Consider the following 19,430-nt stretch of genomic DNA (forward strand, 5'->3'; position numbering starts at 1 on the left):
ACGGCGCCGGCCGTACCGCCCACCCGGCACGGCGGACGGTCCCCGCGGACCCCGGTACTGCCCCGACACGATCCCGACGCGGTGTCGGCAAGATGTTGCGTGTCGCCCCGCGGACGTGGTGACATGGAGGTCAGGACGTGGTCAGGCATACCCAACCACGCTCGCCCGGGAGCCACAGGGAGGACCCATGGAGGCCCACGAGCGGAAAACCGAGCCCGTCACGCGGCCGGAGGCCGGACCCGCCCCGGTGCCGATGCGCAGGCTGCTGGCCGCGTGTGCCGCGGCCGACGCGGTCTCGACGCCTCCCGGCCCGGCTCCCGTGGAGCGCGGAGGCGGGCCCGAAGCGCCCGAGGTCTCCGAGGCTCCCCCCGGATCCGGGCGACGCCCGGCGGAGGACGGCGGCCAGGGGGCCGAGGCGGCCTGACGCCGTCCGGGCCCGTCCGCGGCCCGCTACTCGCCCATGGCCCGGCGCTCGGGGCCGACGCTGCGGGCCCAGAAGGGCAGCATGAACCAGCAGGCCACGAACCACAGGAACAGCGCCCCGGTGATCCACCAGGCCATCCCGTTGTCCAGCACCACGCGCAGGATCAGCAGCAGGGCGCAGGTCACCGTGAACAGCAGCAGGATCAGCCCGGTGATGGTCAGCCGGGCGGCCCACTCGACCGTCTGGGGTTTCATCCGGTGCCCGGTGACGAAGCGGTGCAGGGCGACGGGGGCGATCAGCGTTCCGGTGGCCGCCGACCCGAACAGGACCGTGACGACGTAGATGTTGCGGTCGATCGGGCCCAGGTCCGTGAAGCGGTTGGTGAAGGCCACGCTCAGCAGGAAGCCGAGGAGGATCTGGATGCCCATCTGGGCCACCCGGACCTCCTGGAGGAGCTCCGTCCACCGCCGGTCGGCACGCTCCTTCTCGGTCTCCCTGCGCTCCTCCGCCACCCGGTCCGCCAGTTTCCGATCTCCGTCGTCGGTGACCCGGCCGACGGTTTTTCCGGTGGACCCGCCCGGTTCCAGTGCCACTGGCCCCCCCTGTGCCCCGCGCTCACCGCGCACTCCGCTTCTGATGTGGAGCGTTTGTTCGCAAGAGGGCGGGCGTAAACGCGGTGAAGGCGGGCACCGCCGCGTGCCGTTGCCGCCGCGCGGGCCTGCCCTGCGGAGCCGGGGCCGGGAGGCGGGCGGGGGACGACGGCTCGGGAGAGGACGATTCAGGGGACGACGACGACCTTCGTGCCGACCGTGGCGAACTTCCACATCGCCTCGCCGTCCTCGGGCCGCTCCCGGACGCCGCCCGTGCCCTCCTTGGGTGCCCCCGTCGGCAGTGAGCCGTCCACCGCCGCGCTGAACCCCACCACGGTCCCTTCCACCTGGGTGAACAGCACCACATGGGCCACCGGTACCCCGTCGGAGCCGGTGACGCGCTCGGTGCGGGAGGTCACGGCGTACTCCCCGGGCTCCGGGTCCACCGCGCCGGGGACGACCCGGTAGGTGCGGGTGACCTGCTCGTTGGCGCCCACCAGCCAGACCCGCCGGCTGCCCAGCGAGTACACGATGCGCTCGCCGGTGCCCGAACCGGGCGGCAGCGCGGTCCGCTCCGTGCCGTCCGCCTTATTCGCCTTGTCCCTCTCGCCTGCCTTGCCGGCGCCCGGGGAGGGAGAGGCCGACGCGGCGGGGGTGCGGTCGGCGCCGGTGTCCCGCCGGTCCTGGGCGGCGGACGCCTGGTACGCCAGGAAGCCGACGACGGCGAGTGCTGCCGCGGTCAGCCCGGCCACGACCACCCCCGCGCTGCTGCGTGCCACCGTCTTCCCGCCTTCCCGCGCACCGGCACTCCGCGTCCCGGTGTGTTCGTATGCCTTGTCGGTCCTCGCCGTTCGACGGTAGCAGCCGCCGCGGAACCGGCGATCACGAACGCGCCGTACGCTTGGGGCGTGCTCCTGCTCGCTCTGGATACCGCCACACCCGCCGTCACCGTAGCCCTGCACGACGGCAGGAGGGTCCTCGCCGCCGCGGACGAGGTGGACGCCCGCCGCCACGGCGAACTGCTGCTCCCGGCCGTCGACCGCGTCCTCGCCGAGGCGGGCGCCGCGCTCGGCGACGTGACCGGCATCGTCGTCGGCACCGGGCCCGGCCCGTACACCGGGCTGCGGGTCGGACTGATGACCGCGGTCACCGTCGGGGCCGCCCGGGACATCCCCGTCCACGGGCTGTGCACCCTGGACGGCATCGCGTACGCCGCCGCCGGCGCCGGGCTGGACGGCCCGTTCGTCGTCGCCACCGACGCCCGCCGCAAGGAGGTGTACTGGGCGCGCTACGCCGACGCCCGCACCCGGCTGGGCGAGCCGGCCGTGGACCGCCCGGCCGACATCGCCGAGATCGTCGCGGACGTCCCCGCCGCGGGCGCGGGGGCGAAGCTGTACGCGGACGTCTTCACCGGTTTCCGCCCCGGCCCGCCCGAGCACGCCTCGGCCGCCGCGCTGGCGGCACTGGCCGCCGAGAAACTGGCGGCGGCCGGCGGGGACGGTGACGGCGCGGGCTTCCTGCCGCCGCTGCCGCTGTACCTGCGGCGCCCGGACGCCAGGGTGCCCGCGAACTACAAGGTGGTCCTTCCCCGGTGACCGGAGCCGTGCCGTCCTTGCCGTCCGCACAGCCCGCACAGCCCGTGCTGCGCGAGATGCGCTGGTGGGACATCGAACCGGTACTGGAGCTGGAGCGGGAGCTGTTCCCGCGGGACGCCTGGACGCCCGCCCTGTTCTGGTCCGAACTCGCCCGGGCCCGCGGCCCGTACGCCACCCGCCGCTACCTCGTCGCCGAGTCGCCCGGTGCCGACGGTGACGGCGGCGGAGGCCGGCTGGTGGGCTACGGCGGGCTCGCCGCCGCCGGCGGCACCGGCGACATCCAGACCATCGCCACCGCCCGCGACCGGTGGGGCACCGGACTCGGCGGCCGGCTGCTGACCGCGCTGCTCGGCGCCGCCACCGAGTTCGAGTGCGAGGAGGTGCTGCTGGAGGTCCGGGTGGACAACCCCCGGGCCCGGCGGCTGTACGAGCGCTTCGGCTTCGAGACGGTCGGCCTGCGCCGCGGCTACTACCAGCCGGGCAACGTGGACGCCCTCGTGATGCGCCGCCGCATGGACCCCGCGCCCCCGGACCCCGGTCCGGACCCCGCGACAGAACCCCAAGGATCACCCCAAGGAACGGTGCCCCATGGCTGACGAACCCCTGGTCCTCGGCATCGAGACCTCCTGCGACGAGACCGGCGTGGGCATCGTGCGCGGACACACCCTGCTCGCCGACGCGGTGGCCTCCAGCGTGGACGAGCACGCCCGGTACGGCGGTGTGGTGCCCGAGGTCGCCAGCCGCGCCCATCTGGAGGCGATGGTCCCCACCATCCGGCGCGCCCTGAAGGAGGCCGGGGTCGCCGCGAGCGACCTCGACGGCATCGCCGTCACCGCCGGCCCCGGCCTGGCCGGGGCGCTGCTGGTGGGTGTCTCGGCGGCCAAGGCGTACGCCTACGCGCTCGGCAAGCCGCTGTACGGCGTCAACCACCTCGCCTCCCACATCTGCGTCGACCAGCTCGAACACGGCGCCCTGCCCGAGCCGACCATGGCCCTGCTGGTCTCCGGCGGCCACTCCTCGCTGCTGCTGTCCTCCGACATCACCTCCGACGTCCGCCCGCTGGGCGCCACCATCGACGACGCGGCGGGCGAGGCGTTCGACAAGATCGCCCGGGTGCTCAACCTCGGCTTCCCCGGCGGTCCCGTCATCGACCGCTACGCGCGGGAGGGCGACGCGGACGCCATCGCCTTCCCGCGCGGCCTGACCGGCCCGCGCGACGCGCCGTACGACTTCTCCTTCTCCGGCCTGAAGACCGCCGTCGCCCGCTGGATCGAGGCCAGGCGGAACGCGGGCGAGGAGGTGCCGGTCGCCGATGTCGCCGCCTCCTTCCAGGAGGCGGTCGTCGACGTGCTGACCCGCAAGGCCGTACGTGCCTGCCGGGAGGAGGGCGTGGACCACCTGATGATCGGCGGCGGCGTCGCGGCCAACTCCCGGCTGCGCGCCCTGGCCGAGGAGCGGTGCGCGGCGGCCGGGATCACCCTGCGGGTGCCGCGCCCCAAACTGTGCACCGACAACGGGGCGATGGTCGCGGCCCTGGGCGCCGAGATGGTCGCCCGGAACCGGGCGCCCTCCGACTGGGACCTGCCGGCCGACTCCTCCCTGCCGGTCACCGAACCGCACGTCCCGGGCACGTCCCACGACCACGTGCACGAGACGGGTGCGGGGAGTCTCCACGGTTGACCGCCGGGCCGGCCCGGTCACCGCGTCGCGGGGAGCGGCCGCGCCAGCCGGGCCTCGCGCAGCACCGAGCCCCACCACTCCAACTGGTCGAGCATCGTCTTCGCGTCGCCCTCCGCCCTTTCGGGCTCCCGCAGCCGCCCGTCGGCGTCGAACAGCTCGAAGTACCGGGGGGAAGCTGACGCTGTCGCGCACGGTGTGGGCGTTCAGCTCGCCGAAGACCTGCTTGAGATGCTCGATCGCCGGCAGACCGCCGCTGGCCCCGCCGTAGCCGACGAAACCGACCGCCTTGCCCTGCCACTCGGCGTAGTACCAGTCGACGGCGGTCTTCAGGGAGGCGGGAAAGCTGCGGTTGCAGTCCGGTGGCGTACGAGACCCTGGAACTGCCCGCCGACGACGACCAGCGGCTGATCGTCCACCTCCCCGCCGACGAGGCCACCGCCGCCGCCCTCGACCGCCTCACCGACCGCCGCCCCGGCGCGCTGCGCGCTGCGCGCGGTGCCGGGCTGAGGCCGGCCGCGGCCGGCCTCAGCCCGGGACGTACGGGCCGGGACGGCAGAATCGCCCCATGACCATCGCTCTGATGTGGGAGGCCCGCGCCGCCGACGGCCGCGGCGCACGGCTGCTGGAATGGGTCCGCGCCCAGGCGCTCGACCCCGCACCGCTCCGCCGGGAGACCTTCACCGCCCCGGCCGACCGGGTCCTGGTCGTCACCTGGTGGGACGCGCCCCACGACGCCGACGGCCTGCCCGAACTCCCCGACCCGCCCGGGGAACTGCTGCACCGGCCGGTCCACCGCTGGCGCTTCGAGAGCACGGAGGTCTCCTGAGCGCGCCCGCCCTCCCCGGCTCCCGGGGGAGTCCTCGACGCGGACGAGGACCTGCCCGGTCTCGGGCAGGTCCCCGGTGCGGGAGTGAAGGGGGCGGGGCGGGCCCGCCCCCGGTGTTCCCCGGAGTCTTCCGGGCCGGTCTCCCGGCCGGTCCGGCTCAGCGGAGCCGGCCCCGGTGCGCCCTGCGGTACGCCTCGTCCGGCTCGGTGGGCTTGCGACGCCGCACGCAGAAGTCCGGAACGATGAGGGAGCGTGTCCCCTCCGGCCCCGCCACGCGGTAACCGCTTCCCAGCCCGGCCAGCGGAAACCCGGCCGAACGCAACTGGAAGCAGGACTCTGCCGCGGCATCGTTGTGGTGATCGTCGGGCTGTGGCGGCACGATCATCGTCCCCTCGACGTACTCGGCCCGAATCGGCGCATCCGCTGCCTTTTCGGACGCGATCAGCAGATCGTTGGGGTCCTGGTTCTGCGGCATGTTCATCGGCTCGGTGATGGGATCGGCGGTCACCGCTGTCCTCCCCCTGCCGCTGATGTCGGGCTACGCCGCGTCGGGTGCCCCGGCAGGGTCGTCGCGGGGGCCGTGTGGCGGGCGGGCGGGATCGGGCGATCGTCACCCTTTCGAGCGGTGCTGCCGGGCCTGACCGGGGTCCTGGGCCGGGCGGACCGGCCGGCCCAGGAGGGTCGTCGGGGCGCCCGCGACGCGGGTGAGGAAGACCGTGGCCGCGTTCGGGCCGGTGGGCTTCAGCCTGCGGCGCAGCTCCTCCGGCTCGACGGCCGAACCGCGCTTCTTCACCGTGAGCGTGCCCACCCCGCGCTCCCGCAGCAGCGCCTTCAGCCGCTTGAGGTTGAACGGCAGCGTGTCCGTGATCTCGTACGCGGTGGCGTACGGCACCGGGCGCAGCTCGTCGGAGGTGACGTAGGCGATCGTCGGGTCGATCAGACGTCCGCCGACCGCGTCCGCCACCTCGGCGACCAGATGGGCGCGGACGACGGCGCCGTCCGGCTCGTACAGATAGCGGCCGACCGGGCCGCCGGGCCCGGGGGTGGGGGTACCTCCCGGGCCGCCGGGCCCAGGGGGAGGGTTCGGCACCCCCGTGGAGACCAGGGTGCGGGGGCCGGGCAGCAGGGTGGCGCGCGTCGCGCGCTCCGCCGCCGGCAGCCCGAACCACAGCACGGCCTCCTTCACGTCCCCGCCGTCGGAGATCCACTCCGCCGCCGCGTCCTCGGGCACCGCCTCGTGGGGGATGCCGGGCGCCACCTTCAGGGCGGCGTACGGGGCGCGGCGGGCGGCGGCCACCGCCCAGGACAGCGGGGGCGAGTACGCCTCGGGGTCGAAGATCCGGCCGCGTCCGCCGCGCCGGGCCGGGTCGGCGAAGACGGCGTCGAAGCCGCCGGTGTCCACCTCCGTCACATCGGCGCACCGCACCTCGATCCGGTCGGCCAGGCCCAGCGCCCCGGCGTTGGCGCGGGCGACCGCGCAGGTGAGCGGGGAGCGGTCGACGGCCAGGACGCGGATGCCCGCGCGGGCCAGGGCGATGGCGTCCCCGCCGATGCCGCAGCACAGATCGGCGACGGACCGCACCCCGAGCGCGGCGAAGCGCCCGGCGCGGTACGCGGCCACGCCCGCGCGGGTGGCCTGTTCCACGCCGTCGGGCGTGAAGTACATCCGCTGTGCGTCCCCGGGCCCGAACTTCGCCGCCGCCCGCTGCCGCAGCCGGGCCTGGGCGATGGCCGCCGAGACCAGTTCGGCCGGGTGGTCCCGGCGCAGCCGGGTGGCGACGGCCAGCTCCTGCCCGGGGTCGTACTCCCGCAGTCCGGCCAGGAGATGCTGCCCCTCATCGGTCAGCAGGCGGTGGAAGACGGCCACGGGGTCGGTCGGGGGATCGGTGGGATCGTCGGACGGTGCGCGCACCGGCCCATCATCTCAGCGCCGGTACAGCGTGGTGAGGTCGATCTCCAGGGGGAAGGGCACCGGGACGGTAAGCCTGCCGCGGTGGATGCCGGTGACCACGTACGCGCCGGTGGTGTCGTCCGGTTCGTGAACGCGCACGACCACCCGGCCGTTCTCCCTCTCCACCCGCCAGAAGTGCCGGATGCGGGCCGCCGCGTACTTCGGCGGCTTGGTCTCCCGGTCCCGTACCGCCGACTCCGCCGAGACGACCTCGGCGACGAGCACCACCTCTCCGGGCAGGTAGAAGGTGCGCTCCGCCCGCGGCGGGGCGTCCACGACCAGTACGTCCGCCTCGGGGCGCTGCCGCTCGCCCAGCCGGACGCCCATCCGCGTCGCGGCGTACAGCGGGGTGGGGGCGGCGGCCTCCACCGCGTTGGCCAGCCGCAGGAACGGACGGGTGCCGGAGGATCTGTCGGCACGTCCACCGGCGGTTTCCTCACGGGGGATGCTCCGACGCGGTACGGGGCCAGCGTACCGGCGCGGGCGCGCGCAACGCGCCGTGCGTTGGCACTCCGGTTGACTGAGTGCTAACGCCCGCATAGTCTCGGATCTGGCACTCCCCCATGGAGAGTGCCAACCCCAGCGACGGGCAGATCCGGCACCCGCGACGACGGATCTACCAGGTCGCCACCCCAGACATCCAAACCCCGCTGAGATCTCCGAAGGGGGAGGTCGGATCGTGACGACCGCCACTAGCTCCAAGGTTGCCATCAAGCCGCTCGAGGACCGCATCGTGGTCCAGCCGCTCGACGCGGAACAGACCACGGCCTCCGGCCTGGTCATCCCGGACACGGCCAAGGAGAAGCCCCAGGAGGGCACCGTCCTGGCCGTCGGTCCGGGCCGCTTCGAGAACGGCAACCGGCTGCCGCTCGACGTCAAGGTCGGCGACATCGTGCTGTACAGCAAGTACGGCGGCACCGAGGTGAAGTACAGCGGCGAGGAGTACCTCGTCCTCTCGGCTCGCGACGTCCTCGCGATCATCGAGAAGTAAGAAGCGAGCGGCGAAGGCCGCCTGTGATCCGCGCTCCGGCACCCGCCTCTGACACAGCCGGGGCCGGGGCGCGGATCGTTTGACGAGGACCCCACAGGCCCGGGAGGACCGAAGCAACCATGGCGAAGATCCTGAAGTTCGACGAGGACGCCCGTCGCGCCCTCGAGCGCGGCGTCAACAAGCTCGCCGACACCGTGAAGGTGACGATCGGCCCCAGGGGCCGCAACGTCGTCATCGACAAGAAGTTCGGCGCCCCGACCATCACCAACGACGGTGTCACCATCGCCCGCGAGGTCGAGGTCGACGACCCCTACGAGAACATGGGCGCCCAGCTCGTGAAGGAGGTGGCGACCAAGACCAACGACATCGCGGGTGACGGCACCACCACCGCCACCGTGCTGGCCCAGGCGCTGGTCCGCGAGGGCCTGCGCAACGTCGCCGCCGGCGCCTCCCCGGCCGCCCTGAAGAAGGGCATCGACGCCGCGGTCAAGGCCGTCTCCGACGACCTGCTCACCGCCGCGCGCCCGATCGACTCCAAGGAGGACATCGCCGCCGTCGCCGCGCTGTCCGCCCAGGACAAGCAGGTCGGCGAGCTGATCGCCGAGGCGATGGACAAGGTCGGCAAGGACGGTGTGATCACCGTCGAGGAGTCCAACACCTTCGGTCTGGAGCTGGACTTCACCGAGGGCATGGCCTTCGACAAGGGTTACCTGTCGCCGTACATGGTGACCGACCAGGAGCGGATGGAGGCCGTCCTCGACGACCCGTACATCCTGATCCACCAGGGCAAGATCTCCTCCATCCAGGACCTGCTGCCGCTGCTGGAGAAGATCATCCAGGCGAACAGCTCCAAGCCGCTGCTGATCATCGCCGAGGACGTCGAGGGCGAGGCCCTGTCCACGCTGGTGGTCAACAAGATCCGCGGCACCTTCAACGCGGTGGCCGTCAAGGCCCCGGGCTTCGGCGACCGCCGCAAGGCGATGCTCGGCGACATGGCGACGCTGACCGGCGCCACCGTCATCGCCGAGGAGGTCGGCCTGAAGCTGGACCAGGCCGGTCTGGACGTGCTGGGCACCGCCCGCCGCGTGACCGTCACCAAGGACGACACCACCATCGTCGACGGCGGCGGCAAGGCCGACGACGTGCAGGCCCGCGTCGCGCAGATCAAGGCCGAGATCGAGACCACCGACTCCGACTGGGACCGCGAGAAGCTGCAGGAGCGCCTCGCGAAGCTGGCCGGCGGCGTGTGCGTGATCCGCGTGGGCGCGGCCACCGAGGTCGAGCTCAAGGAGAAGAAGCACCGTCTGGAGGACGCCATCTCCGCGACCCGCGCCGCGGTCGAGGAGGGCATCGTCTCCGGTGGCGGCTCCGCGCTGGTCCACGCCGCCAAGGTGCTGGAGGACAGCCTGGGCAAGGACGGCGACGAGGCCACCGGTGTCGCGGTCGTCCGCCGGGCCCTGGTCGAGCCGATGCGGTGGATCGCCGAGAACGCCGGCCTGGAGGGCTACGTCATCACCTCCAAGGTCGCCGAGCTGGAGAGGGGCCACGGCTTCAACGCCGCCACCGGCGAGTACGTCGACCTGGTCAAGGCCGGCGTCATCGACCCGGTGAAGGTCACCCGCTCCGCCCTGGAGAACGCCGCCTCCATCGCCTCGCTGCTGCTGACGACCGAGACCCTGGTCGTGGAGAAGCCCGCCGAGGAGGAGCCGGAGGCCGCCGGCCACGGTCACGGCCACGCTCACTGAGGCGTCCACTGAGGCGTCCGCCGGGGTCGTGCCTTTCCGGCCCCGGGCCGCTCTCGCGGTACGGTCCGGCTCCCCTCCGGGGGAGCCGGACCGTCGTCGTGCCGCCGCCCGTACGGCCCGTCACCTCGGGCCGAAGCGCCCGACGCTGGAGGACACGCGGGAGACCAGGCCGTGGGGCGCCAGCCGGGCCACGCCCAGGAGCGTCTTGTAACGCGGGTCCGGAATGCACAGGACCCGGCCCCTCGCCAGATCCGCCATGGCCGTGTCCACGACGCGGTCCGCGTTCAGCCACATCCACCCCGGCACCTTCTCCGTCCGCATCTCGGCGCGCCGGTGGAACTCGGTCCGCACGAAGCCCGGACACAGCGCCATCAGCCGTACCCCCGACGGGCCCAGGTCCTGGGCCGCGCCCTGGGTGAACTGCGCGATCCACGCCTTGGAGGCGCCGTAGGTGCCGCGCGGCAGGAAGGCCGTCACCGAGGACACGTTGATCACCGCGCCCCGGCCCCGTTCGCGCATGCTCTCCACGGCCGCCGTGGTCAGCCGCAGCACGGCCTCGCAGTGCACCTTGAGCATCCGCAGCTCGTCCTCCAGCGGGACCTCCGGGTAGCGCCCCTTGTGGCCGAAGCCGGCGTTGTTGACCAGCAGCTCGACCGGGTGCCTGCGGTCGCCGAGCCGCTCCTCGACCGCCTCGATGCCCTCGTCCGTGGCCAGGTCGGCGGTGAGTATGGACGCCTCGACGCCGTGCCGGTCGTGCAGCTCCGTGGCATGCCGCCGCAGCCGCTCGGTGTCCCGGGCCACCAGCACCACGTCGTGTTTGTCGCGCGCCAGCCGCCGGGCGAACGCCGCTCCGATGCCCGCGGTGGCTCCTGTGATCAGTGCAGTCGTCATACGGGAACGCTATCCGGCCGGCCGGGCGGGCGGACCGGCCGGTCAGGAGGCGCCGGAAGCGTCGGGAGGCGCCGGGAGGCGCGCCGCGTGGTCCCTCTCCCCGGCCCGCTCGGCGTACCGCTGCGCCTCCTCGTACTCGCGGGGCGGCAGCGCGTCCCCGGCGGCCAGGACGCGCGGGAGCAGCTCGCGCTCGGTGGTCAGCGCGCGGAAGAGGAAGGCGGAGGTCACCTCGTGGTCCGGCCGGTACAGGATCTCGACGGGGTCCCCGGCGCGGATCTCGCCCGGTTCGACCACCCGCAGATAGGCGCCGGGCACGGCCGCCCGGGTGAACCGCTTCAGCCAGTTCTCCGGGCGCTGCCCCGGATCACCGGGAGTCCCGGCACTGCCCGGGCCCTCCGCCGCGCTCCGTGCGGAACGGGCCGCGGGGAGGACGCCCAGTTCCGCCAGCCGGCCCGCGAACGTGCGGCAGGGGGTGCGGGTGGCGGAGACCTCCAGCACCACCCGTTCCCCGACGCGCCAGCGCTCGCCGATCAGGGCGCCGCACACGTCCACTCCCGCGGTGGTCAGGTTCTCGCCGAAGACCCCGTTCGGCAGGTCCCGGCCGAGGGCCGCCGCCCAGTCGTCCAGGTCCTCCCGGGCATAGGCGTACACGGCCTGGTGGTCGCCGCCGTGGAAGCGCAGGTCGCCGACGAAGTCCCCGGCGAGCCCGCTGCCGCCCGCGCCCCTGGGGCCGGGCGCGGCCACGGCGACCGGACCGTCGGCCGGCCGCTTGCCGATACCGGTGGCCCCGGTGGGGGAGTCGGTGTAGTCGGCGGCGCGGGGCCGGGCCAGGTTCACGGAGAGAAGTCGCATGACAGGCAGGCTAGAACGGCGGCCCCGGCGGGGCGAGCGGGTGTCCGTCCGTCCGGACGCCGGACCGGCCCCGCCCGCGGAGCCCCGCTTATGGTGGAGCGGTGATCGAGGCCCGCCATCTCCGGGTGCTGCGCACCGTGGCCCGCACCGGGTCGTTCTCCGCCGCCGCCCGTGAGCTGGGCTGCACCCAGCCCGCCGTCAGCCAGCAGATGAGGGCGCTGGAGCGGACGGTGGGCACTCTGCTGCTGGTCCGCACCGGCCGGGAGACCCGGCTGACCGAGGCGGGTGAGGCGCTGGTGCGGCACGCCGCCGGAATCCTGGCCTCACTGACCGCTGCCGAGGAGGAGGTCGCGGCCATCGCCGGGCTGCGGGCGGGCCGGGTGCGGCTGGTGTCCTTCCCCAGCGCCAGCGCCACCCTGGTGCCGGGGGTCTTCGCCGCGCTGCGCGCGGAGCATCCCGGCGTGCGGATGTCATTGGTCGAGGCGCAGCCGCCGCCCTCGGTGGAGATGCTCCGCGAGGGGGAGTGCGAGATCGCGCTCGCCTACCGCTACCCGGAGCCCGCCGCGGGGATCGCCGGGACCGCGCGGGCGGGCTCCGGTGCGCCGGACACCGGGGAGGAGTGGGGGGAGGACGGGCTGGTGGTGCGGCCGCTGCTCACCGACCGGCTCGTCGGGCTGCTCCCCCGGGGCCACCGGCTGGCGGACGCGGAGCGCGTGGAGCTCGCGGAGCTGGCCGGGGAGTCCTGGATCGCGGGCTGCCCGCGCTGCCGCCGCCAGCTGGTACGGATCTGTGAGCGGGCGGGTTTCACCCCGCGCATCGACTTCGCCACCGACGACTACCCGGCCGCGGTGGGGCTGGTCGGCGCGGGTCTGGGCGTGGCGGTGCTGTCCGAGATGGCGCTGGAGCCGGTGCGTCTGAGTGGGGTGCGTACGGTGCGGATCGGCCCGGAGGTACGGCGCGAGGTGGTGGCGCTGACGCTGCCGGACCTCGCGCGCGTACCGGTGGTGGCGGCCGTGCTGGACCGGCTGTCGGCCGCCGCCCGGCGCTGAGCGGCCCGTCCCGCCCGGGCCGCGGGAGGGGCCGGTCCTCCGGCGGGGCCGCCCGTCCGTCAGCCGCCGCCGGCCACGGCCAGCCGGCTGCGGGCCCGGCCCATCAGCTCCTCGCGCTCGTCCTCGGTCAGACCGCCCCATACTCCGTACGGCTCACGCACCGTGAGCGCGTGGGAGGCGCACTCCGACCGGACCGGGCAGCGCATGCACACCTCCTTGGCTGAGGCCTCGCGCGCGCTGCGCGCCGCCCCTCGTTCTCCCTCGGGGTGGAAGAACAGCGAACTGTCGACTCCCCGGCACGCGGCCAGCAGCTGCCAGTCCCACAGATCGGCGTTGGGCCCCGGTAGACGGGAGAAATCTGCCATGGCTTGTCCTCTCGGAAGCGCACTGATGCCGGTGAACCAGTCGAGAACAGTCACGACCGTACATCCACGGTACGAGTAGATGTAAATATGTATCTTCGCGATTCAGGCGGCAGACGCGAACAATAAAAAGAAAACCCGCCAAACAGGGCAAATGACGACACGGCCGCTGAACTGGGCCGGATACCCCCTCCGTGTCCGGGCCATCACGTAGGGTGTTGAAAGCGGGCGCCGGAGACCGTAACTCTTTCGGGTGACCGTCGTTGAGTGTGCGGAGGCGGTTGGCGAGGACGAGTGCCGGACGGATGTCCGGGCCGGTCAACCGCACAGGTGACGATTCGTACCAGCCCTGGAGGCCAAAGGTGATGCGCATGAGCTGCGGAGGGCGATCATGACTTCCGTCCTCGTCTGCGACGACTCCCCGCTCGCCCGAGAGGCGCTGCGCCGCGCGGTCGCGACCGTGCCCGGCGTGGAACGTGTGACCACGGCGGCCAACGGCGAGGAGGTCCTCCGCCGCTGGGGGGCCGACCGCTCCGATCTCATCCTGATGGACGTCCGGATGCCCGGCCTGGGCGGCGTCGAGACCGTGCGGCGCCTGCTGTCGGCCGATCCGGGCGCCCGCATCATCATGCTGACCGTCGCCGAGGACCTCGACGGGGTGGCGCTCGCCGTCGCCGCGGGGGCCCGCGGCTACCTGCACAAGGACGCCTCGCGCGCCGAGCTGCGGGCCACGGTCACCCAGGCGCTGGCCGACCCCACCTGGCGGCTCGCGCCGCGCCGGCTGCGTTCGGCCGAGATGGGCGCCGCGCCCACCCTCACCGCGCGGGAGATCCAGGTCCTGGAGGGCATGAGCCACGGCCGTTCCAACGCCGAGATCGGGCGGGAACTGTTCCTGTCCGAGGACACGGTGAAGACGCACGCGCGGCGGCTGTTCAAGAAACTGGGCGCCTCCGACCGGGCACACGCCGTGGCGCTCGGTTTCCGCTGGGGACTCGTCCGCTAGGACGCCGCACCCCGGTACGCGGGCGTCCGGGACGGCCGGAGCGGGGGAGCCGGTGGGCTCCCCGCCCCACCGGCCCCGTCCGGCGATCCGGCAGGGGGCGGAGCCCGGGTGGGAGGGGCTCTGTCCGGCCGCCGGCCGCGGGCGGTGGCGGGGCCTTCGGGGAACGGCCCGGTGCCGTAATCTCCCGCGTGCCGCATCCTGGTTGTATGGAGTTCCTCGGGGACCGGACGGCCAGGCGTGAGGGGAGGGCGCGGGACGTGACAGCGAGTGCCCCTGTCCATAACGCTTCGGCGCACAACCACGGACGCGGTGCGGCGGATCTCCCGCCGCGGGTGCACCATGGACCGATGCGCGACGACGAGACGTCCCCCGCGGCCGGCGGCCGGGGGGAGATCGGTGCCCTCGTCCAGCGTGCGGCGGAGGGGGACGAACAGGCCACCCACGACCTGCTGGCCCGCGTCCACCCGCTCGCGCTCCGCTACTGCAGGACACGGCTGACCAGGCTGCCGGGGGACGCCCGGCACTTCGTCGACGACCTGGCCCAGGAGGTCTGCCTGGCGGTGCTGTGCGCGCTGCCGCGCTACCGCGACACCGGCAGGCCCTTCGAGGCGTTCGTCACGGCCATCGCCCAGCACAAGATCGCCGATCTCCAGCGCGCCGCCATGCGGGGCCCGGGCAGCACGGCGGTGCCCTCGGACGAGATGCCCGAGCGGCCCGACGACTCGCTCGGCCCGGAGGAGCGGGCCCTGCTCAGCAGCGACGCCAAGTGGGCGCGGGAGCTCCTGGCGAACCTCCCCGAGCACCAGCGCGAGCTGGTGCTGCTGCGGGTCGCGGTCGGGCTGACCGCCGAGGAGACCGGGCAGATGCTCGGAATGTCCCCGGGGGCCGTACGCGTTGCACAGCACCGGGCCCTGTCGAGACTGCGGGCCCTCGCCGAGCAGTGAGCCGGCCGCCGGGCAGTGGGCCGGCGGCGCACGGACCGGTGGAGAGCAGCCGGTGAGCGGCGGACCGGGGCGGCATGTGGCCCCCGCCGGAGCCGATAGCATGGACGCCCGCGCCGGGCAAGAGTATGGGGAAGGTGCCATGGAAGGCGTCATGACGGACAGCAGCGGCAGTGTGGGCAGCGCGGAGAGCCCGGAAGGAGTGCCCGCGAAGTTCGCCCCGCTCGGGCTGACGTACGACGACGTGCTGCTGCTCCCCGGCGAGTCGGACATGGCTCCGCAGGACATCGACACCTCCTCGTACATCTCGCGCAACGTGAGGGTGAACGTCCCGCTGATCTCCGCGGCGATGGACAAGGTCACCGAGGCGCGCATGGCCATCGCCATGGCCCGCCAGGGCGGGGTGGGCGTACTGCACCGCAACCTCTCCATCGAGGACCAGGCCACCCAGGTCGACCGGGTCAAGCGGTCGGAGTCCGGCATGGTCACCGACCCGATCACCATCCGCCCGGACGCCACCCTGGGCGAGGCGGACGAACTGTGCGGCCGCTTCCGGATCAGCGGGGTGCCGGTCACCGACGCGACGGGCAGGCTGCTGGGCATCGTCACCAACCGTGACATGGCCTTCGAGACGGACCGCACCCGCCAGGTCCGCGAGGTCATGACGCCGATGCCGCTGGTCACCGGCAAGGTGGGCATCTCCCGCTCGGACGCGATGGAGCTGCTGCGCCGCCACAAGATCGAGAAGCTGCCGCTGGTCGACGACGAGGGCGTGATCAAGGGTCTGATCACCGTCAAGGACTTCGTCAAGGCGGAGAAGTACCCCAACGCGGCCAAGGACGCCGAGGGCCGGCTCATCGTCGGCGCGGCGGTCGGGGTGGCCGGGGACGCCTACGAGCGGGCCCAGGCGCTGATCGAGGCCGGTGCCGACTTCATCGTCGTGGACACCGCGCACGGCCACTCCCGGCTCGTCGGCGAGATGGTCGCCAAGATCAAGTCCAACTCGCCGGTCGACGTGATCGGCGGCAACGTCGCCACCCGCGAGGGCGCCCGGGCGCTGGTCGACTCCGGCGCCGACGGCATCAAGGTCGGTGTCGGACCGGGCTCCATCTGCACCACCCGGGTGGTCGCCGGCATCGGCGTCCCGCAGGTCACCGCCATCTACGAGGCCGCGCTCGCCGCGCGGGAGGCCGGCGTCCCGGTCATCGGCGACGGCGGTCTGCAGTACAGCGGCGACATCGCCAAGGCCCTGGTCGCCGGTGCCGACACGGTGATGCTCGGCAGCCTGCTGGCGGGCTGCGAGGAGTCGCCGGGCGAGCTGCTGTTCATCAACGGCAAGCAGTTCAAGTCCTACCGCGGCATGGGGTCGCTGGGCGCGATGCAGTCGCGCGGCCAGGCCAGGTCGTACTCCAAGGACCGCTACTTCCAGGAGGCGGTCGCGGCCGACGACAAGCTCGTCCCCGAGGGCGTCGAGGGCCAGGTCCCCTACCGCGGCCCGCTGGGCGCGGTGGTCCACCAGCTCGTCGGCGGACTGCGGCAGTCGATGTTCTACGTGGGCGGCCGGACGGTCCCGGAGCTGAAGGAGAAGGGCCGCTTCGTGCGGATCACGGCGGCCGGACTCAAGGAGAGCCACCCGCACGACATCCAGATGACGACCGAGGCGCCGAACTACTCCCGGCGCTGAGCCCGCCGACGGCCGCGGTACGGCCCGCCGGACGCCCGGCGGGCCGTACCGCGGCCGTCCGCCGCCCCGGGTGCGGCCCCGGCCGAGGCTCTCGGGGATACTTGGGGCCGTAGACCGTAGGAAGGGCCCAGCACGTGACTGAGATCGAGATCGGCCGTGGCAAGCGCGGCCGGCGCGCGTACGCCTTCGACGACATCGCCGTGGTGCCCAGCAGGCGCACCCGGGACCCGGAGGAGGTCTCGATCGCCTGGCAGATCGACGCCTACCGCTTCGAGCTGCCGTTCCTGGCCGCGCCGATGGACTCGGTCGTCTCGCCGCGCACCGCCGTCCGCATCGGTGAGATGGGCGGCGTGGGGGTGCTCAACCTCGAAGGGCTGTGGACGCGCTACGAGGACCCCGAGCCGCTGCTGGCGGAGATCACCGGACTGGACGAGGCGACGGCGACCCGCCGGCTCCAGGAGATCTACTCCGCGCCCATCAAGGAGGAGCTGATCGGGCGGCGGATCAAGGAGGTCCGCGACTCCGGCGTGGTGACGGCCGCCGCGCTCTCCCCGCAGCGCACCGTGCAGTTCTCCAAGGCGGTCGTCGACGCGGGCGTGGACCTCTTCGTCATCCGCGGCACCACCGTCTCCGCCGAGCACGTCTCCTCGGCTGCCGAGCCGCTGAACCTCAAGCAGTTCATCTACGAGCTGGACGTCCCCGTCATCGTCGGCGGCTGCGCCACGTACACCGCCGCGCTGCACCTGATGCGCACCGGCGCCGCGGGCGTGCTGGTGGGCTTCGGCGGCGGCGCCGCGCACACCACCCGCAGCGTGCTGGGCATCCAGGTGCCGATGGCCACCGCCGTCGCCGACGTGGCGGCGGCCCGCCGCGACTACCTGGACGAGTCCGGCGGCCGGTACGTCCATGTCATCGCCGACGGCGGCGTGGGCCTCTCCGGCGACCTGCCCAAGGCGATCGCCTGCGGCGCGGACGCGGTGATGATGGGCTCCCCGCTGGCCCGTGCCACCGACGCGCCCGGCCGCGGCTACCACTGGGGCATGGAGGCCGCCCACGAGGTCGTCCCGCGCGGCAGGCGGGTGAACCTGGGCACGGTCGGCACCGCCGAGCAGATCCTGCTGGGTCCCTCGGACAGCCCCGACGGCTCCATGAACTTCTTCGGCGCGTTGCGCCGGGCCATGGCCACCACGGGCTACTCGGAGCTCAAGGAGTTCCAGCGCGTGGAGGTCACCGTCTCCCGCTGACCGCCGGAGCGCACGGACGAAGGGGCCGGGTGCCGCGGACGGACGGTCCGCGGCACCCGGCCCCTTCGTCCGTGCGTCACAGCCGGTGGGCGGCGCCCGCCGGGCTGGCGCCACGGGTGTCGAGGAGGAGCTGGGCCTTGGCGGACAGGCTCTGCAGGTCGTAGACGCGGTGGTGCTGGAGCAGCAGGGTCAGGTCGGCCGCGGCGGCGGACTCGTACAGCGAGTCGGCGCGCGGCACCGGCCGGCCCGCCACCTCCCAGTGCGGCACGTGCGGGTCGTGGTAGCCGATCCGCGCGCCCAGGTCCAGCAGCCGCCGGGCGATCTCGGGGGCGGGGGAGCCGGTCCGGTCGGCGAGGTCGGCCTTGTAGGTGACGCCGAGCAGCAGCACCCGCGCGCCGCGGGCCGACTTGCCGTGCTCGTTGAGGAGGGTGGCCGCCCGGTGGGCCACATAGCCGGGCATCCGGGCGTTGGCCTCCAGGGCGGCCCCGACCAGCCGCAGCGGGCAGTCCGAGGTGCGCTCCCCGCGGTCCAGCCGGGCGGGGTCGACGGGGAGGCCGTGGCCGCCCACCCCGGGGCCGGGCCGGAAGGGCAGGAAGCCGAACGGCTTGGTCTCCGCGCAGCGGAGCACGTCCCACAGATCGACGCCGAGGTCGTGGCAGAGCACGGCCATCTCGTTGACCAGGGCGATGTTGACGTGCCGGAAATTGGTCTCCAGCACCGCCGTCATCTCGGCCTCGCGCAGTCCGCGTGCCCGCACCACCTTCTCGGTCAGCCGTCCGTAGAACGCGGCGGCGGCCTCGGTGCAGGCCGGGGTCAGCCCGCCGATGACGCGCGGGGTGTTGGCGTAGCCGTAGGCGCGGTTGCCCGGGTCCAGCCGGGGCGGGGCGCAGGCGAGGTGGAAGTCGTGCCCGGCGCGCAGCCCCGAGGCCCGCTCCAGCAGCGGGGCGACGTACTCCTCGGTGCCGCCCGGCCGGACGGCCGACTCCACCACGACGGTGGTGCGCGGGCGGAGCCGCTCTCCCAGGGCCAGTGCCGCCGCCCGCACCGCGTCCAGGTCCGGCGCGCCGTCCTCGCCCGGCGGGGTGGGGGCGCAGATCAGGGCGGTGCGCACCCGGCCGAGGACGGCCGGGTCGCGGGTCGCCCGGAAACCCGCCGAGAGCATCCGGCGGACCTCGGCCGCCGACAGCCCGCCGTCCGCCGGGGGGCGCCCGGCACCCAGCTCGGTGACGGTGTCCTGGTCGGGGTCGTAGCCGACGGTGCCGATGCCGGCGGCGGTGGCCGCCCGGGCCGCGGGCAGACCGAGACGGCCCAGACCGAGGACGGCGAGATCGACGGGCATGAGGCGGTGTCCCTTCCCCTGTCGCCGGCGGACGGGGCCGGTTCGGCTTGCGGACCGGCCCATGGGTGCTGTCAGGTTAAGCACATATACGACAGATATGGTGGATTGCTCGCGGAGCGGTGCCCTCCGGAGAGCGCAAGGTCGTGGGAATGGCGGAGGGCCGTGGCCCCGGAGAGGCGGGGAAGGCAGGAGGAAGGCGAAGGAAGGCGAAGCAAGGCAGAGCAAGGCAGAGCAAGGCAGAGAAAAGGCAGGGAGGGACGCGG

General features: G+C 73.8%; 21 protein-coding genes and 2 pseudogenes. 13 read left to right on the forward strand and 10 right to left on the reverse strand.

The genetic code is table 11. The features are described from left to right. Positions 1–187 precede the first annotated feature (187 nt). Positions 188–424, forward strand: a complete 237-nt coding sequence (locus V1L54_RS14350) for a hypothetical protein (protein WP_330118356.1) — start codon at positions 188–190, stop codon at positions 422–424. Between the two features lie 26 nt (positions 425–450). Here V1L54_RS14350 and V1L54_RS14355 read toward each other — a convergent pair whose 3' ends face one another. Together V1L54_RS14355 and V1L54_RS14360 are read right to left on the reverse strand one after the other, a co-directional pair. Beyond that, on the reverse strand, positions 451–1,017 hold the full coding sequence (locus tag V1L54_RS14355) for a DUF6328 family protein (protein WP_443076627.1): 567 nt from the start codon (positions 1,015–1,017) through the stop codon (positions 451–453). A gap of 185 nt (positions 1,018–1,202) precedes the next feature. Next, complete coding sequence (locus tag V1L54_RS14360) at positions 1,203–1,793, reverse strand: L,D-transpeptidase (RefSeq protein ID WP_330118357.1); 591 nt, start codon at positions 1,791–1,793, stop codon at positions 1,203–1,205. A 129-nt stretch (positions 1,794–1,922) separates the two neighbouring features. Here V1L54_RS14360 and tsaB point away from each other — a divergent pair, with 129 nt between their 5' ends. The 3 genes from tsaB to tsaD are packed head-to-tail and all read left to right on the forward strand — an operon-like array spanning position 1,923 to position 4,289. Continuing rightward, entirely contained in the window at positions 1,923–2,609 is a 687-nt protein-coding gene (gene tsaB, locus V1L54_RS14365) for a tRNA (adenosine(37)-N6)-threonylcarbamoyltransferase complex dimerization subunit type 1 TsaB (RefSeq protein ID WP_330118358.1), read from the forward strand. 56 nt (positions 2,610–2,665) lie between these two features. Next, positions 2,666–3,205 (forward strand): ribosomal protein S18-alanine N-acetyltransferase, encoded by a 540-nt coding sequence (gene rimI / locus V1L54_RS14370; RefSeq protein ID WP_330118435.1) that lies wholly within the window; start codon positions 2,666–2,668, stop codon positions 3,203–3,205. Continuing rightward, the gene (gene tsaD, locus V1L54_RS14375; RefSeq protein ID WP_330118359.1) at positions 3,198–4,289 is read left to right on the forward strand and encodes a tRNA (adenosine(37)-N6)-threonylcarbamoyltransferase complex transferase subunit TsaD; all 1,092 of its coding nucleotides are present in this window, start codon (positions 3,198–3,200) and stop codon (positions 4,287–4,289) included. Before rimI ends, tsaD begins: the two co-directional genes overlap by 8 nt. Positions 4,290–4,520: 231 nt before the next feature. Here the strand turns inward: tsaD and V1L54_RS14380 are convergent. Further along, positions 4,521–4,619 (reverse strand): annotated as a pseudogene (locus V1L54_RS14380) (NAD(P)H-dependent oxidoreductase); the annotation flags it as partial. Positions 4,620–4,648: 29 nt separating this feature from the next. Between V1L54_RS14380 and V1L54_RS14385 the strand changes: the two are divergent. Both V1L54_RS14385 and V1L54_RS14390 read left to right on the forward strand, forming a co-directional pair. After that, a pseudogene (locus tag V1L54_RS14385) lies at positions 4,649–4,777 on the forward strand (transcriptional regulator); the annotation flags it as partial. Between the two features lie 77 nt (positions 4,778–4,854). Further along, on the forward strand, positions 4,855–5,115 hold the full coding sequence (locus V1L54_RS14390; protein WP_330118360.1) for a hypothetical protein: 261 nt from the start codon (positions 4,855–4,857) through the stop codon (positions 5,113–5,115). A 157-nt stretch (positions 5,116–5,272) separates the two neighbouring features. Here V1L54_RS14390 and V1L54_RS14395 read toward each other — a convergent pair whose 3' ends face one another. From V1L54_RS14395 to V1L54_RS14405, 3 genes are all read right to left on the reverse strand, one after another. Next, complete coding sequence (locus V1L54_RS14395; RefSeq protein WP_330118361.1) at positions 5,273–5,623, reverse strand: hypothetical protein; 351 nt, start codon at positions 5,621–5,623, stop codon at positions 5,273–5,275. Positions 5,624–5,725: 102 nt separating this feature from the next. Then, positions 5,726–7,027 (reverse strand): class I SAM-dependent methyltransferase, encoded by a 1,302-nt coding sequence (locus V1L54_RS14400; RefSeq protein ID WP_443076628.1) that lies wholly within the window; start codon positions 7,025–7,027, stop codon positions 5,726–5,728. Positions 7,028–7,039: 12 nt separating this feature from the next. Continuing rightward, on the reverse strand, positions 7,040–7,435 hold the full coding sequence (locus tag V1L54_RS14405; protein ID WP_330118362.1) for a Uma2 family endonuclease: 396 nt from the start codon (positions 7,433–7,435) through the stop codon (positions 7,040–7,042). A 310-nt stretch (positions 7,436–7,745) separates the two neighbouring features. Here V1L54_RS14405 and groES point away from each other — a divergent pair, with 310 nt between their 5' ends. Both groES and groL read left to right on the forward strand, forming a co-directional pair. Further along, entirely contained in the window at positions 7,746–8,057 is a 312-nt protein-coding gene (gene groES / locus V1L54_RS14410; protein WP_100204513.1) for a co-chaperone GroES, read from the forward strand. A 119-nt stretch (positions 8,058–8,176) separates the two neighbouring features. After that, a complete protein-coding gene (groL, locus tag V1L54_RS14415) occupies positions 8,177–9,802 on the forward strand; it encodes a chaperonin GroEL (protein ID WP_330118363.1) in 1,626 nt (541 codons plus the stop codon). 120 nt (positions 9,803–9,922) lie between these two features. Here the strand turns inward: groL and V1L54_RS14420 are convergent, their stop codons facing one another. Then, a complete protein-coding gene (locus V1L54_RS14420; protein WP_330118364.1) occupies positions 9,923–10,693 on the reverse strand; it encodes an SDR family NAD(P)-dependent oxidoreductase in 771 nt (256 codons plus the stop codon). A 42-nt stretch (positions 10,694–10,735) separates the two neighbouring features. Further along, positions 10,736–11,545 carry an MOSC domain-containing protein gene (locus V1L54_RS14425; RefSeq protein WP_330118365.1) on the reverse strand — a complete coding sequence of 270 codons (810 nt, stop codon included), beginning with the start codon at positions 11,543–11,545 and terminating at the stop codon, positions 10,736–10,738. Positions 11,546–11,646: 101 nt separating this feature from the next. On the opposite strand from V1L54_RS14425, the gene V1L54_RS14430 reads away from it, so the two are divergent. Then, positions 11,647–12,594 (forward strand): LysR family transcriptional regulator, encoded by a 948-nt coding sequence (locus V1L54_RS14430; RefSeq protein WP_330118366.1) that lies wholly within the window; start codon positions 11,647–11,649, stop codon positions 12,592–12,594. 59 nt (positions 12,595–12,653) lie between these two features. On the opposite strand, the gene V1L54_RS14435 is transcribed toward V1L54_RS14430, so the two are convergent. Beyond that, the gene (locus tag V1L54_RS14435) at positions 12,654–12,959 is read right to left on the reverse strand and encodes a WhiB family transcriptional regulator (RefSeq protein WP_100204519.1); all 306 of its coding nucleotides are present in this window, start codon (positions 12,957–12,959) and stop codon (positions 12,654–12,656) included. A 388-nt stretch (positions 12,960–13,347) separates the two neighbouring features. On the opposite strand from V1L54_RS14435, the gene V1L54_RS14440 reads away from it, so the two are divergent. The 4 genes from V1L54_RS14440 to V1L54_RS14455 all read left to right on the forward strand — a co-directional run bounded on the left by V1L54_RS14440 (position 13,348) and on the right by V1L54_RS14455 (position 17,828). Next, a complete protein-coding gene (locus tag V1L54_RS14440) occupies positions 13,348–13,959 on the forward strand; it encodes a response regulator transcription factor (protein WP_003948568.1) in 612 nt (203 codons plus the stop codon). 347 nt (positions 13,960–14,306) lie between these two features. Further along, positions 14,307–14,903: a sigma-70 family RNA polymerase sigma factor gene (locus V1L54_RS14445; RefSeq protein ID WP_330118367.1), complete on the forward strand. Its 597-nt coding sequence runs from the start codon at positions 14,307–14,309 to the stop codon at positions 14,901–14,903. 151 nt (positions 14,904–15,054) lie between these two features. Then, complete coding sequence (gene guaB, locus V1L54_RS14450) at positions 15,055–16,584, forward strand: IMP dehydrogenase (protein ID WP_330118368.1); 1,530 nt, start codon at positions 15,055–15,057, stop codon at positions 16,582–16,584. Positions 16,585–16,718: 134 nt separating this feature from the next. Further along, a complete protein-coding gene (locus V1L54_RS14455; RefSeq protein ID WP_330118369.1) occupies positions 16,719–17,828 on the forward strand; it encodes a GuaB3 family IMP dehydrogenase-related protein in 1,110 nt (369 codons plus the stop codon). 76 nt (positions 17,829–17,904) lie between these two features. Here the strand turns inward: V1L54_RS14455 and V1L54_RS14460 are convergent, their stop codons facing one another. Continuing rightward, positions 17,905–19,167 (reverse strand): nucleotide sugar dehydrogenase, encoded by a 1,263-nt coding sequence (locus V1L54_RS14460; protein ID WP_330118370.1) that lies wholly within the window; start codon positions 19,165–19,167, stop codon positions 17,905–17,907. Positions 19,168–19,430: the final 263 nt, after the last annotated feature.

This window comes from Streptomyces rubellus (assembly GCF_036323805.1).
Classification (GTDB): Bacteria; Actinomycetota; Actinomycetes; order Streptomycetales; family Streptomycetaceae; genus Streptomyces.